Here is a 15,403-nt window from a genome sequence, read left to right on the forward strand (position 1 = left end):
CGAGCAAGCTCGCTCCTACAGGCGGGGTGATAGCGTTTCCGTAGGAGCCAGCTTGCTGGCGAAGGGCGCGATTCAGTCGATGCCCAGCTTCTTCAGACGATAGCGCATGGAGCGGAACGTCAGGCCCAGGCGTTGCGCCGCCGCCGTGCGGTTCCAGCGGGTTTCTTCGAGTGCCTGCATGATCAGCTTGCGCTCGATGTCTTCCAGGTAGTCTTCCAGGTTGTCGATCTGTGCCAGGCTGGCCTCGCCCCCCTCGGCTGGGCCGGTGGCGTCGGCCAGGCGCAGGTCGCGGGCCTGGATCTGGTCGTCTTCGCAGAGCGTGTAGGCCCGTTCGAGCATGTTCTCCAGCTCGCGCACGTTGCCGGGGAAGCGGTAGCACTTGAGCTTGTCCAGGGCTTCCGGCGCCAGGGTCGCGGCCGGCAGCCCACTCTGCTGGGCCAGGCGCTTGAGCATGCTTTCGGCCAGCAGCGGGATGTCTTCCCGGCGCTCGCGCAGTGGCGGCACGCTGAGTTCAATCACATTGAGGCGGTAGTAGAGATCCTGGCGGAATCGGCCTGCGGCGACTTCCGCGGCGAGGTCCTTGTGGGTGGCGCTGAGGATGCGCACGTCCACGACTACTTCCTGCTGCCCCCCCACGGCGCGTACGGCCTTTTCCTGGATGGCCCGTAGAAGCTTGACCTGCATGGCCAGCGGCAGGTCGGCTACTTCGTCTAGGAACAGGGTGCCACCATTGGCTGCCTGGAACAGGCCCTGCTTGTCTTCCACCGCACCGGTGAAGCTGCCCTTCTTATGGCCGAAGAATTCGCTTTCCATCAGCTCGGATGGAATGGCGCCGCAGTTGACCGGCACGAAGGGACGCTCGGTACGCGGACCCTGTTCGTGGATCAGTCGCGCGACCAACTCCTTGCCGCTACCCGATTCGCCGCTGATGTACACGGGGGCCTGGCTGCGGGCGAGCTTCTGGATCTGTTTGCGCAGGGAATTCATGGGTGGCGACGTGCCCAGCAGGCGGCCATCCACGGGGGCTTCGCAGTCATCCGGGGTGCTCAGGCGCAGAGCGGTGTTGACCAGTTCGCGCAGGCGGCCGAGGTCCACCGGCTTGGTGACGAAATCGAACGCGCCGGCCTTCAGGGCATTCACCGCAGTGTCGAGGCTGCCGTAGGCGGTGATCATCGCCACCGGAACCATGGGGTGGCGCTGCTGGATGTACTGCACCAGTTCCAGGCCGGTGCCGTCGGGCAGGCGCATGTCGGTGAGACACAGGTCGAAAGGTTCGCGTGCCAGCCAATCGCGGGCTTCCTTGAGGTTGCGGGCGCTACGCGTGTCGAGCTTCATCCGCCCGAGGGTGATCTCCAGCAATTCGCGGATATCGGGCTCGTCGTCGACGATCAGGGCTCTCTGTCGGGTCATGGTCAGCTCAGTTTGCGCGGGTGGGCGAAGGTGATGCGGAAGCAGCTGCCACCGTGTTCGCGCGGTTTGTAGTCGAGGCGGGCCTGGTTGCTCTCGCAGAGTTCACGGGAGATGTACAGGCCGAGTCCGGTGCCCTTGCTTTCAGTGGTGAAGAAGGGCTCGAAGATATTGTGCACCTGCCCGGGCGGGACGCCGTCCCCGTCGTCTTCTACTTCCAGTACAGGCAGGTCGCTTTCGGGGTCGCGGAAGAGTTTGAGCCAGACCTGGCCCCGGGCGTTCTTCTGGGTGCTGTAGCGCAGGCCGTTCTGGACCAGGTTGGTCAGTACCTGGGTTAGCTGGTGCGGGTCCATGCGGGTCTGCAAGGTGCTGCCGAGGGTTGCCAGGTGCAGGGTCTGGTCGGGGCCGCAAGATGTGCGGAACTCGCTGGCGAAACGGGTCAGCCAGTACTTGAGGTCCAGCAGCTGTGGCTCGGACTTGCGGCGGCGGGACAGCTGCAACACGTTCTCGATCACCAGGTTCATGCGCCGCGAATGGTCCTGGATGATGTGAGCCAGTCGCCGATCAGGTCCCTGGAGCTCTTCCGACTCCTGCAGGAGCTGGGCTGCATGGCTGATGGCGCCCAGGGGATTGCGGATCTCGTGGGCAATGCCAGCGGTCAGACGGCCGAGGGAGGCAAGCTTCAGCTGCTGGGCCTGCTGGGTGATTTGCGAGATGTCTTCGAGGAAGACCAGAACGTTCTGCTGATTGCCGCGCTGCAGGTTGACGAAGCTGGGTTGCAACATTGGGCCGTTGACGAACGCCTGGAGGCTCTGTGGGCGTAACGTGGGGTTGGCCAACCACTGTTGCAGGCTTTCCAGCAACACCGGGCACTCGGCGTCCAGGGGGCGTCCGGCCAGCGACTCCTTGCCCAGGAAAGACTGCGCGCCATTGTTGGCAAGAAGAATCATGTTCTGCGGGTCGAGCACCAGGATGCCAGTGCGCATGCGCTCGAGAATCTGCGCGTTCAGGGCCTCCAGGTTGGCTACGTCCGCCGCGCGCTGCTCCGCGAGGGTTTCGCTGAGTTGCAGGCGTCGGCTCAGCCCCTGGATGAACAGCGCCGCGGCGAAGCACAGGGCGCCAAAGCCACCGGCCTGGACGAACTGGCTGGCGGCCTGCGGATGGCTGATGCTCAGATAGAAGGTCAGGTAGATCAGCCCTATCGTCGCCACCGCCGCCACCAGCAGGCCAATGCGTCCGCGCAGGAGGATATTGGAGATGGCCACCGAAACCACTATGAGGTTGGCGATACCGCTGGGTGTGCCGCCCGCCGCAAGGAACAGGCAGCACAGCAGCAACACGTCCACCACTGCCAGGCTGAAGACCTGCACCATGCTCCGTGGCCGAGGCACCAGAGCGGCGATCAAGGCATTGAGGATCAGGTAGAACCAGCTGGCATTGCGGAACAGCTCCGGTCGCGTCAGATCCAGGAGGTTGTCGTCCAGCTCGCTGGAGATCAGGAGGACCAGCGCAAGGCCGATCAGCAGTCGATACAGGCTGTACAGGCGGAAGATGCGCCGCCCCTGGGCGCTGAGTACGGCGGGGGCGGGGAGGGTATCAGTGCTCACCAGTACTCTGGTCCTGTTCCAGGTGGGCCCGGCTGCAGTACCAGCGATTGTCCTGGGACAGGGCGTGGCTACGGGGGACGTGCACGCCGCATTGTGCGCAGCGGACCATGGGCTTGTTGTCGTCCTGCTGGCGCGGCTCGGGGCGGGGCTTCGAAGGGGTCTTGAAGCGGCGCCACAGCCAGATGGCGGCGAAGATCACGACTATCCAGAACAGCAGGCGAAACATGCCGAAGGTGCTCTCTTCTTGATGGAAAGCTGGCAGTTTAGCCAAGCCGGTTGTCCGCGCACAGAGACCGGTCGCACGCTGTCGCGACTTGCGTGGTTTTCGCTACAGGCGCTGCGGAGTATGTTGGCGTTGATACGTATTCGGTGTCTTGATCAACGCCCGGGAGGCGGCCATGCGCCAGAGCCTGCGAATCGTGATGGCCCAGCTCAATCTCCGAGTCGGTGATGTCCAGGGCAATGTCGAGCGGATGATCGAGGAAGCGAACGCGGCGCGTGGGGCCTGGGAAGCGGATGTCATCGTCTTCCCCGAGTTGTCCCTGTGCGGATATCCGCCGGAAGACCTTTTGCTGCGCTCCAGCATGCAGCGGCGTATCGAGCAGGGGCTTCGGCAGTTGCGCGACGAGGTTCGTGGCATCTACCTGGTTGTGGGGTATCCCTGGTTGGAAGAAGAGCTGCGCTACAACGCTTGCGCGGTGATTGCCGATGGCCAGCTGCTGGCTAGCTACTACAAGCAATGTCTGCCCAACTACCGAGTGTTTGACGAGAAGCGCTATTTCGAGCCCGGGCAACAGCCTTGCATAGTGGATATCAAGGGTGTTCCGGTGGCGCTGTCGATCTGCGAGGACATCTGGTTCCCCGAGCCCATGGCCCAGGCCCGCACTGCCGGGGCGAAGCTGATGCTCAGCTTGAACGCTTCGCCCTTCCACCTGGACAAGCAACTGGAGCGTGAGGAAGTACTGGCCGAACGGGTTGCCGAGGGCGAGATGCCGGTGATCTACGTGAACCAGGTCGGCGGCCAGGATGAGCTGGTGTTCGACGGTGGAAGCTGTGTCATGGACGCCAGCGGGATGATTTGCCAACGCGCGCCGGCCTTCGTCGAAGGCCTGTATCCGGTGGATCTGCAGCTGCTGGAAGGGCGCTGGCTGCCCCGCCTGACCCACTGCGCCGAGCTGCCCGACGTGGAAGCGAGCGTTTACCAGGCGCTGGTGGTGGGGGTTCGCGACTATGTGCAAAAAAATGGCTTCAAGGGCGTGGTGCTGGGGCTTTCCGGTGGTATCGACTCGGCTCTGACCCTCGCGGTGGCCGTGGATGCCTTGGGCGCCGAACGAGTGGAAGCGGTGATGATGCCCTACCACTACACGTCGCAGATCAGTCTGGAGGATGCCGAGACCGAGGCGCGTCTACTCGGCGTGGCCTATCGCGTACTCCCCATCGCCCCGGCCCTGGATGCTTTCCAGCAGATTCTCGCGCCGGTGTTCGATGGTCATTCGCACGATGCCAGCGAGGAAAACCTGCAGGCACGCTGTCGCGGCTCGATCCTGATGGCAATTTCCAACAAGAAGGGCAGCCTGGTTCTGACCACTGGCAACAAGAGCGAACTGGCCGTGGGCTACGCGACTTTGTATGGCGACATGGCTGGCGGCTTCGATGTGCTAAAGGATGTGCCCAAGACCTTGGTGTTCCGTCTTGCCGAGTACCGCAATAGTCTTGGGCCGGTGATTCCGCCGCGGGTGATCGAAAGGCCGCCGTCTGCGGAACTGGCACCCGGGCAGCAGGATGAGGATTCGCTACCGCCCTACCCAGTGCTGGACGAGATTCTCAAGCTCTACATTGAGCACGACCTGTCAGCCAACGCCATCATTGCCGAAGGATTCGACGAGGATACGGTGAATCGGGTGCTGGGTATGGTGGATCGTAACGAGCACAAGCGGCGCCAGGCAGCGATCGGCATCCGGGTGACCCAGCGGGGATTCGGCAGGGATCGGCGTTATCCGGTTACTTCCGGATGGCGGCTGGGAGACTGATGCAGACTAAAACGAAGAAGGGAGGCCATTGGCCTCCCTTCTTCATTGCATTTGGCGTTGCTCAATCGAACAAGCCGAAAGTCATGTAGCTGAACCAGGAACGGTCATTCTGGTTGGCTTCGGACTCGTGCTGTTCTTCCTGCACTTCATCCTGATTCTCCGGCAGCAGTTCTGCCGGAATTTCTTCCTTGGCGTTTTCGTACTGCTTGATCACATCCTGGGCAGCGCGGGTTTCGCCCGGGGGCAGCGGCGCGTCGCTCTCGATCAGGCCCAAGGTAGCCTTGGCCAGCCAGGAGCGGTTGTCGGCTTCTTCTTCGCGAGCCACGAACTGCCCGTCTACCAGTTGCGGGTGCTCCGGGTAGTTCAGTTTCAGGGTTTCCAGGCTGGAAGCAGCCAGGTCGTTCAGGCCCAGGCGTTGGTAAGCCTCAACCATCACAGCCAGACCGTCGCCGACAGCGGGGGTTTCCTGGAAGTTTTCCACTACGTAGCGGCCGCGGTTGGCAGCGGCGACATAGGCCTGACGGGTCAGGTAGTAGTCGGCAACGTGGATTTCGTAGGCGGCCAGCAGGTTGCGCAGGTAGATCATGCGCTGCTTGGCATCCGGGGCATAACGGCTGTTCGGGTAGCGGCTGGTGAGTTGCGCGAACTCGTTGTAGGAATCCCGGGCGGCACCCGGGTCACGCTTGGTCATGTCCAGCGGGAGGAAGCGCGCCAGCAGGCCGCGGTCTTGCTCGAAGGACGCCAGACCTTTCAGGTAGTAGGCGTAGTCGGCGTTCGGATGTTGCGGGTGCAGGCGGATGAAACGCTCCGCAGCGGACTTGGCGGCCTCCGGCTCGACGTTCTTGTAATAGGCGTAGATCAGCTCGAGCTGGGCCTGTTCGGCATAGCGGCCGAACGGATAGCGGGATTCGAGGGCCTTGAGCTTGGCGATGGCGGGGGTGTAGCTGCTGTTGTCCAGATCGGCCTGGGCCTGCTGATACAGCTCGGCTTCGCTCAGGTTCTCGTCCACCACTTCTTTGTTGGAGGAACAGGCGGCGGTGAGGGCGAGAGTGGCGATCAGCAGCAGGTGTTTCACTTGCATGGCGGCTTGCGTCCCTGTGACGGCTGGCTGTCTTGGCTGGAGCCGTCCTGTTATGATGGGCGCCCCGGAACCCCCGGGACAAAGACGCAGTATTTAACCACAAGCGCGCAACTGAAACCAAAGGCTGCGCCCCCTCCGTTCCCGAGCATGCCTTCCAATACCAAGCACGTCATTCAACTCAGCGCCGAAGTGCCTTCCGAACTGGGCGGGCAACGTCTCGACCAGATCGCTGCGCAACTCTTTTCCGAGCACTCCCGCTCCCGCCTTTCCGGCTGGATCAAGGACGGGCTCCTCACCGTTGACGGCAGCGTGCTGCGTCCGCGCGACATCGTGCACGGCGGCGCTCTGCTGGAGCTGAATGCCGAGCAGGAGTCGCAGGGCGAGTGGATAGCCCAGGACATCGAGCTGGATATCGTCTTCGAGGACGATCACCTGCTGGTGCTGGACAAGCCCGCCGGACTGGTGGTGCATCCAGCTGCTGGGCATGCCGATGGCACACTGCTCAACGCCCTGCTGCACCATGTGCCGGGGCTCGAGAACGTGCCGCGTGCCGGCATCGTCCATCGCCTGGACAAGGACACCACCGGTCTGATGGTGGTCGCCAAGACCCTCGAGGCTCATACCAGCCTGGTCGCACAGCTGCAGGCGCGTAGCGTGAGTCGCGTGTACGAGGCTGTAGTGGTCGGGGTGATCACTTCCGGTGGCAAGGTAGATGCGCCTATCGGCCGTCATGGCCAGCAGCGTCAGCGCATGGCCGTCGTCGCCGGGGGCAAGCCCGCCGTCAGCCATTACCGGGTGCTGGAGCGCTTCCGTTCCCATACGCACACACGCGTGAAGCTGGAAACCGGCCGTACCCACCAGATTCGTGTGCACATGGCTTATGTGAACTTCCCGCTGGTGGGTGATCCGGTCTACGGCGGTCGCTTCCGCATTCCTCCAGCCGCGAGTCCGACGCTGGTCCAGACCCTCAAGGAGTTTCCGCGCCAGGCTCTGCATGCGCGGTTCCTCGAACTGGACCACCCCGTGAGCGGCGTGCGCATGAAGTGGGAGTCCCCGTTGCCTGACGACTTCGTCTGGCTGCTGAGCCTCCTGCGCCAGGATCGCGAGTCCTTCGAGCAATGAACACCTGGCTGACGCCTGACTGGCCCGCCTCGGCGCGGGTGAACGCGTGCGTCACCACTCGCGAGGGCGGATTCAGCCAGTCGCCGTATGAAGGCCTGAACCTCGGCAGCCATGTCGGCGATGATCCGCAGGCCGTGGAACAGAACCGTCTTCTATTGATGTCCAGCCTGGGCTGCCGTCCTGCATGGCTTAGCCAGGTGCATGGCGTTCAGGTTTCCAGGGCCGACCCGGCCCGAGTGGACGAAGCGGACGGCAGCTGGACCGACGAGCCGGGCGTTGCCAGCGCTGTTTTGACCGCAGACTGCCTGCCCGCGCTGTTTTGCGATCGCGCCGGTACCAAGGTTGCCGCTGCCCATGCCGGCTGGCGTGGACTGGCCAACGGTGTGCTGGAGGCCACCCTGGATGCGCTGGCCTTGCCGCCTGAAGAGGTGCTGGTCTGGCTAGGTCCGGCCATTGGCCCCGCTGCATTCGAAGTCGGCCCCGAAGTGCGTGAAGCTTTCGTGGCTAACCATCAGGAGGCTGGACAGGCCTTCCGGCCCAGTGCCAATGCTGGCAAGTTCATGGCCGATATCTACCAACTTGCGCGCATTCGCTTGGCCGCGCGGGGCGTGCATGCCGTTTATGGCGGAGGCTTTTGCACCGTCAGTGATCCCCGCTTCTATTCCTATCGTCGCGCCTCTCGCACCGGCCGTTTCGCCAGCCTGGTCTGGCTGACCGACTGACAGATTTCGCGCCCTGGCCGGAGCGAATCGAATTACGGGCGATTTCCCTCCAGTCTGGAAGCCCGCCGCAACGTCTCTTGATTTCGGTCAATCGCACAAAGGTTGAATCACACAGAATCGTCCCTATCTAAGCTTCATCCCGGCGGGTTTTCGTATCTGGCGCCTTCATCGTGCCGCCCGCTATCTGAAGGAAGGACGAACCCATGCGAATTGACCGTTTGACCAGCAAGCTGCAACTGGCGCTTTCTGATGCGCAGTCCCTGGCGGTTGGCCACGACCACCCCGCTATAGAACCCGTACACCTGGTACTGGCCCTGCTCGATCAGCAGGGCGGTTCCATCAGGCCTCTGCTGATGCAGGTGGGCTTCGACGTGGCGGCCCTGCGCCAGGGCCTGACCCGTGAGCTTGACCATCTGCCGAAGATCCAGAACCCCACTGGCGATGTGAACCTGTCCCAGGACCTGGCGCGCCTGCTCAACCAGGCCGATCGGCTGTCCCAGCAAAAGGGCGACCAGTTCATCTCCAGTGAGCTGGTGCTGCTCGCTTCCATGGACGAGAACACCCGTCTCGGCAAGCTCCTGCTCGGCCAGGGCGTGACCCGCAAGGCGCTGGAGAATGCCATCGCCAACCTGCGTGGTGGCCAGGCCGTGAATGATCCCAATGTCGAGGAGTCCCGCCAGGCGCTGGACAAGTTCACCGTCGATCTGACCAAGCGCGCCGAAGAAGGCAAGCTGGACCCGGTTATAGGTCGTGATGACGAAATCCGCCGCACTATCCAGGTCCTGCAGCGCCGCACCAAGAACAACCCCGTGCTGATTGGCGAGCCCGGCGTCGGCAAAACGGCCATCGCCGAAGGCCTGGCCCAGCGCATCGTTAATGGCGAGGTGCCGGATGGACTCAAGGACAAGCGCCTGCTGGCCCTGGACATGGGGTCGCTGATCGCCGGCGCCAAGTTCCGCGGCGAGTTCGAGGAGCGCCTGAAGGGCGTACTCAACGAGCTCTCCAAGCAGGAAGGTCGGGTCATTCTCTTCATCGACGAACTGCACACCATGGTTGGTGCCGGCAAGGCTGAGGGCGCCATGGATGCAGGCAACATGCTCAAGCCGGCTCTTGCCAGAGGCGAGCTGCATTGCGTCGGCGCGACCACCCTGGACGAGTACCGCCAGTACATCGAGAAGGATGCGGCGCTGGAACGTCGTTTCCAGAAAGTACTGGTGGACGAGCCGAGCGAGGAGGACACCATCGCCATCCTGCGGGGCCTGAAGGAGCGCTATGAGGTGCACCACGGTGTGACCATCACCGATGGCGCCATCATCGCCGCCGCCAAGCTGTCGCACCGCTATATCACTGACCGCCAATTGCCGGACAAGGCCATCGACCTGATCGACGAAGCCGCCAGCCGGATCCGCATGGAAATCGACTCCAAGCCGGAAGCCCTTGATCGGCTCGATCGTCGCCTGATCCAGCTGAAAATCGAGCGCGAGGCCCTGAAGAAGGAAGAGGACGAAGCCACCAGGAAGCGTCTGGCCAAGCTGGAAGAGGACATCCAGAAGCTCGAGCGCGAGTACGCCGACCTGGAGGAAATCTGGAAGTCCGAGAAGGCCGAGGTGCAAGGTTCGGCGCAGATCCAGCAGAAGATCGAGCAGGCTCGCCAGGATATGGACGCCGCGCGGCGCAAGGGCGATCTGCAGCGCATGGCTGAGTTGCAGTACGGCGTGATCCCGGACCTGGAACGCAGCCTGCAAATGGTTGATCAGCACGGCAAGACCGAGAACCAGCTGCTGCGCAACAAGGTCACTGACGAAGAAATCGCCGAGGTCGTCTCCAAATGGACCGGTATCCCGGTTGCCAAGATGATGGAGGGCGAACGCGAGAAGCTGCTGCATATGGAAGAAGGGCTGCACAAGCGCGTCATCGGCCAGCACGAGGCGGTCGTCGCCGTGGCCAACGCCGTGCGCCGCTCCCGCGCCGGCCTGGCCGATCCGAATCGCCCCAGCGGTTCCTTCCTGTTCCTGGGGCCGACCGGGGTGGGCAAGACCGAACTGTGCAAGGCCCTCGCTGAGTTCCTCTTCGATACCGAAGAGGCGATGGTGCGCATCGATATGTCCGAGTTCATGGAGAAACATTCCGTGGCTCGCCTGATCGGTGCGCCGCCGGGCTATGTCGGCTACGAGGAAGGCGGCTACCTGACCGAAGCCGTTCGCCGCAAACCGTACTCTGTCGTGCTGATGGACGAAGTGGAAAAGGCTCACCCAGACGTGTTCAACGTGTTGCTCCAGGTGCTGGAGGATGGCCGTCTGACTGACAGTCACGGTCGCACCGTGGATTTCCGCAATACGGTGGTGGTGATGACCTCCAACCTGGGCTCCTCGCAGATTCAGGAGCTGGTGGGGGATCGGGAAGCTCAGCGTGCGGCGGTGATGGACGCGGTGAGTGCGCACTTCCGTCCCGAGTTCATCAACCGTATCGACGAAGTGGTGGTGTTTGAGCCCCTGGGCCGTGACCAGATCGGTGGTATCGCCGAGATCCAGCTGCAGCGACTGCGCAAACGCCTGGCCGAGCGCGAGCTGAGCCTGGAGCTGAGTTCAGAGTCCTTGGACAAGCTGATTGCCGTGGGTTACGACCCGGTCTACGGCGCCCGCCCGCTGAAGCGGGCAATCCAGCGCTGGATCGAGAACCCGCTGGCCCAGCAGATCCTTGCCGGCCAGTTCGCGCCTGGCAGCAGCATCTCCGCCAAGGTGGAAGGCGACGAGATCGTTTTCAGCTAATCTCCGGCGACACAAAAAAGCCCCGCTATGCGGGGCTTTTTTGTGGTTCTTGTGTAGTCAGGGCGTGCGAATGGACTGCAGCAGGTCTTCAAGAACGGTTGCCTGGTCTTCTGCCAGGTCGATGATATGGAAGCCTGCCCAGCAGTTGTGCTGATCTTCGCCCTTGCGCGTCCACAGGCAATCGGCGCCCAGTCGGATTTCCTCCAGGCCTTCCACCCAAGTCAGTGGGACGAGCCTGCACTCCCACACCGAGTCGGCGACCAGTGGCAGCTCGCTCAGCAGCATGAAGCCATCCATCGACAAGTCGACGATGCGTCCCAGGCGCTGTCCCGAATGCAGATCGAATACTTCCAGCTGTAGCTCTGTGGCATGACGACTGTGCTGGCGACGTTCTTCCATGGCGAACTCCTACGGCGGGCTAGGTGGTGCGGCCGGTAAAGCGCTGCAGTACCCGGTAGATAGCGCCCAGGGCGCGGTCCACCAGTGGGGCGCTGCGTTCCGGCGGAACCAGGCGGGCCAGCCCTTGCTCCATGTCCATGGCCAGCTGGGTAATGGGCACGATCGCCACTCGCTGGCCGCTGTGGTCGACGAACATATAGTTGCGCGTGGTAGGGCTGTACCAGGACAGCTTGAGAGCTCGGGTGTCGGGGCCGTCGATGAATTCGAACCAGGTACCGAACTCCAGGCGCGAGAGTTCCCGGATCAAGTCTTGGGCACGATTGGATAGGCTGACAGGGCTCGGTGTGTTGGCCAGCTCCGAGTCCTCGCCGAGCATCTCGCCCAGCTTGCTTTCCGGCAGCGGGCTGTCGATACGTGCAGCCACCTGCGGCTGCTGCGACTGAACGGCATGCTGGCAAGCGACGAGATCCTGAAGTAGGCGGCGAATACCGTCTTCGTGATAGCCACCCAGCAATTCCAGGCCTTTGCGTAGGTCTTCCAGCATTGGAACACGCAGTTGTTGAAGGCGGGCACGGCCGTCGGCGTCCAGCGGGGTTCCGCTCCACGCCAACTGCTCGGCGACCTCCACCGAGCGCTGCCACTCGTTGCTGCGGTCGCCATGGCGGAGCAGGACGAAGACCAGTACGTCGGTCCAGGTGAGTTCGAGGAAGTGCTGGATGATGCCGGGCAGTTCGCGACCGGCCAGGAACCGGCCCACTGTGTTGACTGCCTGCTGACGGGCACCGAGCAGCTTGTCGCGGCCCTTGGCGGCTTCCACGGCGCGCTGTTCGCGCAGTTCCACCTTATGCCTCAATGTGCCGACGTACTCGTTGAACTCATCCAGCAGGCTGTCGAACAGCAGCAGGTCTCCGCTGAAGCCATGCACGACACGCTCGACGACCCAGTGCATCTTCGCCAGCAGCCCGCGTTCCTCACCTTCACCGGCGTAGAGCACACCGGCTTGTGCCATGCAGTTGAGTAGTCGGCGGGCCGGGTGGTGATGCTGGGTGAAGAGTGCCTTGTCCTGCAGGGCGACCTTTAAATAGGGCGTGTGCAGGTGGGAGAGGGCGGTCTTGTAGACATCGGCCAGGTTGTCGTCGTCGAGGATGAAATCGAAGAGCATGCCCACCAGGTCGATCACGTCCGCTTCGTAATCGGACAGTTTCTGTTGTCCGGGCAGGTTGCTGTGGCTTTCCAGTTGTTGTTGCAGGTCGGCTTTCAGACCTTCAACGCGCTGCGGCTGGCGTAGCTTGCTGGCAAGGTCCTGGGCGGACTGTTGTTGCAGGCGGTTCAGAGCTTCGAGCAGTTCCGCCGCGCTATAGGTGCGGGTTGCGCCTCGCGGGGCAAAGCTCGAGATGCTCGGGGTTCCGCCGGGGAGCGGGGCGTCGCTGTGGTGCATGCGGCGCTCGCCCAGCAGGGCGGCCAGTCCGCTGAACAACTGGCCGGGGTCGCTGGGTGGTGCGCCGGTCAGGTCCAGTGGGCCGCTTGCCTGGGGAGCGGGCGGCGATTGAGTTGGCGGTTGCGCCGCTTGGTCCTCGGGTGGTGTCTTACCCGCTGCCGATGAGGGCGGATGGGGCACACTGGTGGAGCGCTGCACGCTGTACTTGAGGTTGGGCAGCACGCCGGCCTGGATCAAACGTTGGTTGAGGGCCTCATAGACGCTGTCCAGGCCGTGCATTACATGCTGGTCGAAAAGCATGTAGAGAATGGTCTTTATTCGCAGCGGGAAGGGGCAAGGTTCCAATGCTTCACGGAAGGCCAATGCCACAGCTTGCGGACCGAACGGGTTCTCATCGTCACCCAGCTTGCGCCCGCCGTTGAGCACAGCCAGACGCTGGTCCAGAGCGAACAGGGACTGCGCACAGCGCGCCTTGACCCGGCTGACCATATTGGTGACGAGCAGGCTTTCTTCGTATTCGTCGTTTCCCATCAACTGAAGATGGTCGGCATCCAGCTCACTGGCCTTCAGCTCGGGTTTGAGTTTTCCGCTGAGAAAGTCTTCGAAGGTCTTGGCAATGCGTTGGTGGTAAGCGCGCTCTATCTGTGGGCGCTGCTTGCGGATATCCCGCATGCTGTCGAAGAACAGGGTCTGGACCTGATTGTTCTCGGCCTTCTCGGCGCACTCGAAGAGGGTATCGTCGACCTGGCCGAAAACGCCGGTCAGACGTTCCGCCAGCCGGTTCATCACCAGCTTGCGGCAGCTTTGTACCAATTCACCGAAGCGCGGCTGTATGCCGCGGCTGGCCAGGGTCGTCACGGGGCCGGAAGGGGGTGGGGGGCGATCCTGATTGCTCATAGCTGTCCTGTAGGGAGACAGGCCGCGACCACGACCTGTAACGATCTCTCCACGGCTCAGGTATAGCACTCGGGCGGCTATCTGCAAATCATTGTAGGAATTCGTTTTTTTAGGGGTTGACAGGCTGTTCGCTATCCGTAAAATGGCGCGCCTCTGAAGCGCTAAACCAAAGCGGTGAAGCGAAGAAGAGTTGGAAGACCGAAGTTCCGCGATAGCTCAGTCGGTAGAGCAAATGACTGTTAATCATTGGGTCCCTGGTTCGAGTCCAGGTCGCGGAGCCAACTTCCTACGGGGTATAGCGCAGTCCGGTAGCGCGCCTGCTTTGGGAGCAGGATGTCGGGAGTTCGAATCTCTCTACCCCGACCACCTCACATTTGGGTCGTTAGCTCAGTCGGTAGAGCAGTTGGCTTTTAACCAATTGGTCGTAGGTTCGAATCCTACACGACCCACCATACAAGACCTCTCGGGAGGTCCGAAGAAGCGGTAAGGCGAAAGCCTTACCGCTTTTTTGTTTGCATCGATTCTTTGCGTCGCTGCTGGGCTGGATCGCGATGAGTTAGGCAAGGCGGACTCCGGTACTCGAAATCCCACCTTGCCTTGAGTGCGTCAGTGAAGCTTCAGGCGCGGGTCCGTGCTGCGGCCGATGCGATCGCTCAGCATCAGCAGGCCAGTGCGGAAGGCGCCGTAAAGTGCCATCTGGTGCATGCGGTAGAGCGAGATGTAGAACATCCGTGCCAGCCAGCCTTCCAGCTTCACGCTACCCATCAGATTGCCCATCAGGTTGCCGACGGCACTGAAGCTCGAGAGCGAAATCAGCGAACCGTAGTCCTTGTACTGATAGTCGTGCAGTGGCTGGCCTTGCAGGCGTGACTTGAACGACTTCACCAGAAGCGACGCCTGCTGGTGCGCCGCTTGCGCGCGAGGCGGCACGTTGCGTTCAGTGCCGTCCCCCATAGGACAGGCCGCGCAGTCGCCGAAGGCGAAGATATCGTCATCTCGGGTCGTTTGCAGGGTCGGGCGCACAACGAGCTGGTTGATACGGTTGCTCTCCAGCCCATCCAGGTCCTTGAGGAACGCCGGGGCGCGAATGCCGGCGGCCCAGACTTTGAGGCTGGCGGGAATCGTTTCACCTTGTGCCGTCAATAGGCCCTCGGCTGTCACTTCCTTCACTGCCGCACCGGTCATCACGGTGACTCCCAGCTTCTCCAGGGTGCGATGCACCGGCGCGCTGATGCGCTCCGGCAGTGCGGGAAGAACGCGCGGGCCGGCTTCGATCAGGGTAATGCGCATGTTTTCCGGCTGAATGCGATCCAGGCCGTAGGCGGCCAGTTCATGGGCCGCGTGATGCAGCTCAGCGGCCAGTTCGACGCCAGTGGCACCGGCTCCGACGATGGCGACACTGATCTGATCGTGGGCGTTCTGCTGGGCGTGGGCGCGCAGGTAGTGGCTGAGCAGCTTCCGGTGGAAGCGTTCGGCTTGTTCGCGGGTGTCGAGGAAAATGCAGTGCTGCGCCGCGCCTTCGGTTCCGAAGTCGTTCGTGGTACTGCCGACGGCAAGGACGAGGCTGTCATAGGCCAGCTCGCGGGCCGGCACCAACTCGCGCCCGTCCTCGTCATGGGTCGCGGCCAGTTGGATGACCTTGCGCTTGCGGTCTAGCCCGCTCATGCGGCCGAGCTGGAACTCGAAGTGGTTCCACTTGGCCTGGGCCACGTAGTTCAGCTCATTCTCCGTGGAGTTCAGCGAGCCGGCGGCCACTTCATGCAGCAGGGGTTTCCAGATGTGGGTGAGGTTGGCATCGGCCAGGACGATCTTGGCCAGGCCTTTCTTGCCGAGGGTTCTACCCAGACGGGTAGCGAGCTCCAGGCCGCCGGCGCCGCCGCCGACGATCACGATACGATGGGACATGGGAAAGTCTCGCAAGGCTATAGGAAT

The 15,403-nt window shown here is 62.6% G+C and carries 11 protein-coding genes and 3 tRNA genes; 7 read left to right on the forward strand and 7 right to left on the reverse strand.

Annotation, left to right across the window (positions count from 1 at the left end; all coding sequences use genetic code 11):
- Window positions 1–72: 72 nt before the first annotated feature.
- Genes SA496_RS02290 through SA496_RS02300 form a run of 3 tightly spaced genes read right to left on the reverse strand, consistent with a single transcriptional unit; the run spans window position 73 to window position 3,240 of the window.
- Window positions 73–1,410 (reverse strand): sigma-54-dependent transcriptional regulator, encoded by a 1,338-nt coding sequence (locus SA496_RS02290; protein ID WP_330114994.1) that lies wholly within the window; start codon window positions 1,408–1,410, stop codon window positions 73–75.
- Between the two features lie 2 nt (window positions 1,411–1,412).
- Complete coding sequence (locus SA496_RS02295; protein ID WP_330114995.1) at window positions 1,413–3,014, reverse strand: sensor histidine kinase; 1,602 nt, start codon at window positions 3,012–3,014, stop codon at window positions 1,413–1,415.
- Window positions 3,004–3,240, reverse strand: coding sequence for a PP0621 family protein (locus SA496_RS02300; protein ID WP_153921621.1), 237 nt, complete (start codon window positions 3,238–3,240; stop codon window positions 3,004–3,006). The genes SA496_RS02295 and SA496_RS02300 overlap by 11 nt, the downstream gene beginning before the upstream one ends.
- A 172-nt stretch (window positions 3,241–3,412) precedes the next feature.
- Here SA496_RS02300 and SA496_RS02305 point away from each other — a divergent pair, with 172 nt between their 5' ends.
- Window positions 3,413–5,044, forward strand: a complete 1,632-nt coding sequence (locus tag SA496_RS02305) for an NAD+ synthase (RefSeq protein ID WP_330114996.1) — start codon at window positions 3,413–3,415, stop codon at window positions 5,042–5,044.
- Between the two features lie 61 nt (window positions 5,045–5,105).
- Here SA496_RS02305 and SA496_RS02310 read toward each other — a convergent pair whose 3' ends face one another.
- The gene (locus SA496_RS02310; protein ID WP_330114997.1) at window positions 5,106–6,125 is read right to left on the reverse strand and encodes an outer membrane protein assembly factor BamD; all 1,020 of its coding nucleotides are present in this window, start codon (window positions 6,123–6,125) and stop codon (window positions 5,106–5,108) included.
- A 147-nt stretch (window positions 6,126–6,272) separates the two neighbouring features.
- Here SA496_RS02310 and rluD point away from each other — a divergent pair, with 147 nt between their 5' ends.
- The 3 genes from rluD (at window position 6,273) to clpB (ending at window position 10,737) form a co-directional block, all read left to right on the forward strand.
- Window positions 6,273–7,247: a 23S rRNA pseudouridine(1911/1915/1917) synthase RluD gene (rluD, locus tag SA496_RS02315; RefSeq protein ID WP_120652975.1), complete on the forward strand. Its 975-nt coding sequence runs from the start codon at window positions 6,273–6,275 to the stop codon at window positions 7,245–7,247.
- Complete coding sequence (gene pgeF, locus SA496_RS02320) at window positions 7,244–7,969, forward strand: peptidoglycan editing factor PgeF (protein ID WP_330114998.1); 726 nt, start codon at window positions 7,244–7,246, stop codon at window positions 7,967–7,969. Before rluD ends, pgeF begins: the two co-directional genes overlap by 4 nt.
- A gap of 203 nt (window positions 7,970–8,172) precedes the next feature.
- On the forward strand, window positions 8,173–10,737 hold the full coding sequence (gene clpB / locus SA496_RS02325) for an ATP-dependent chaperone ClpB (RefSeq protein ID WP_330114999.1): 2,565 nt from the start codon (window positions 8,173–8,175) through the stop codon (window positions 10,735–10,737).
- Window positions 10,738–10,794: 57 nt separating this feature from the next.
- Here clpB and SA496_RS02330 read toward each other — a convergent pair whose 3' ends face one another.
- Window positions 10,795–11,136, reverse strand: a complete 342-nt coding sequence (locus SA496_RS02330) for a PilZ domain-containing protein (RefSeq protein WP_120652972.1) — start codon at window positions 11,134–11,136, stop codon at window positions 10,795–10,797.
- Window positions 11,137–11,155: 19 nt separating this feature from the next.
- Complete coding sequence (locus SA496_RS02335) at window positions 11,156–13,471, reverse strand: DUF1631 domain-containing protein (RefSeq protein WP_330115000.1); 2,316 nt, start codon at window positions 13,469–13,471, stop codon at window positions 11,156–11,158.
- 205 nt (window positions 13,472–13,676) lie between these two features.
- Between SA496_RS02335 and SA496_RS02340 the strand changes: the two genes are divergently transcribed.
- The 3 genes from SA496_RS02340 to SA496_RS02350 all read left to right on the forward strand — a co-directional run bounded on the left by SA496_RS02340 (window position 13,677) and on the right by SA496_RS02350 (window position 13,923).
- Window positions 13,677–13,752 (forward strand) — tRNA-Asn (locus tag SA496_RS02340).
- Window positions 13,753–13,760: 8 nt separating this feature from the next.
- Window positions 13,761–13,837: transfer RNA gene (locus SA496_RS02345), tRNA-Pro, on the forward strand.
- Between the two features lie 10 nt (window positions 13,838–13,847).
- Window positions 13,848–13,923 (forward strand) — tRNA-Lys (locus SA496_RS02350).
- A 154-nt stretch (window positions 13,924–14,077) separates the two neighbouring features.
- Here SA496_RS02350 and SA496_RS02355 read toward each other — a convergent pair.
- On the reverse strand, window positions 14,078–15,376 hold the full coding sequence (locus SA496_RS02355; RefSeq protein WP_330115001.1) for an NAD(P)/FAD-dependent oxidoreductase: 1,299 nt from the start codon (window positions 15,374–15,376) through the stop codon (window positions 14,078–14,080).
- Window positions 15,377–15,403 lie beyond the last annotated feature (27 nt).

The organism is Pseudomonas sp. JS3066 (assembly GCF_036328175.1).
In the GTDB taxonomy this organism is placed as follows: Bacteria; Pseudomonadota; Gammaproteobacteria; order Pseudomonadales; family Pseudomonadaceae; genus Metapseudomonas.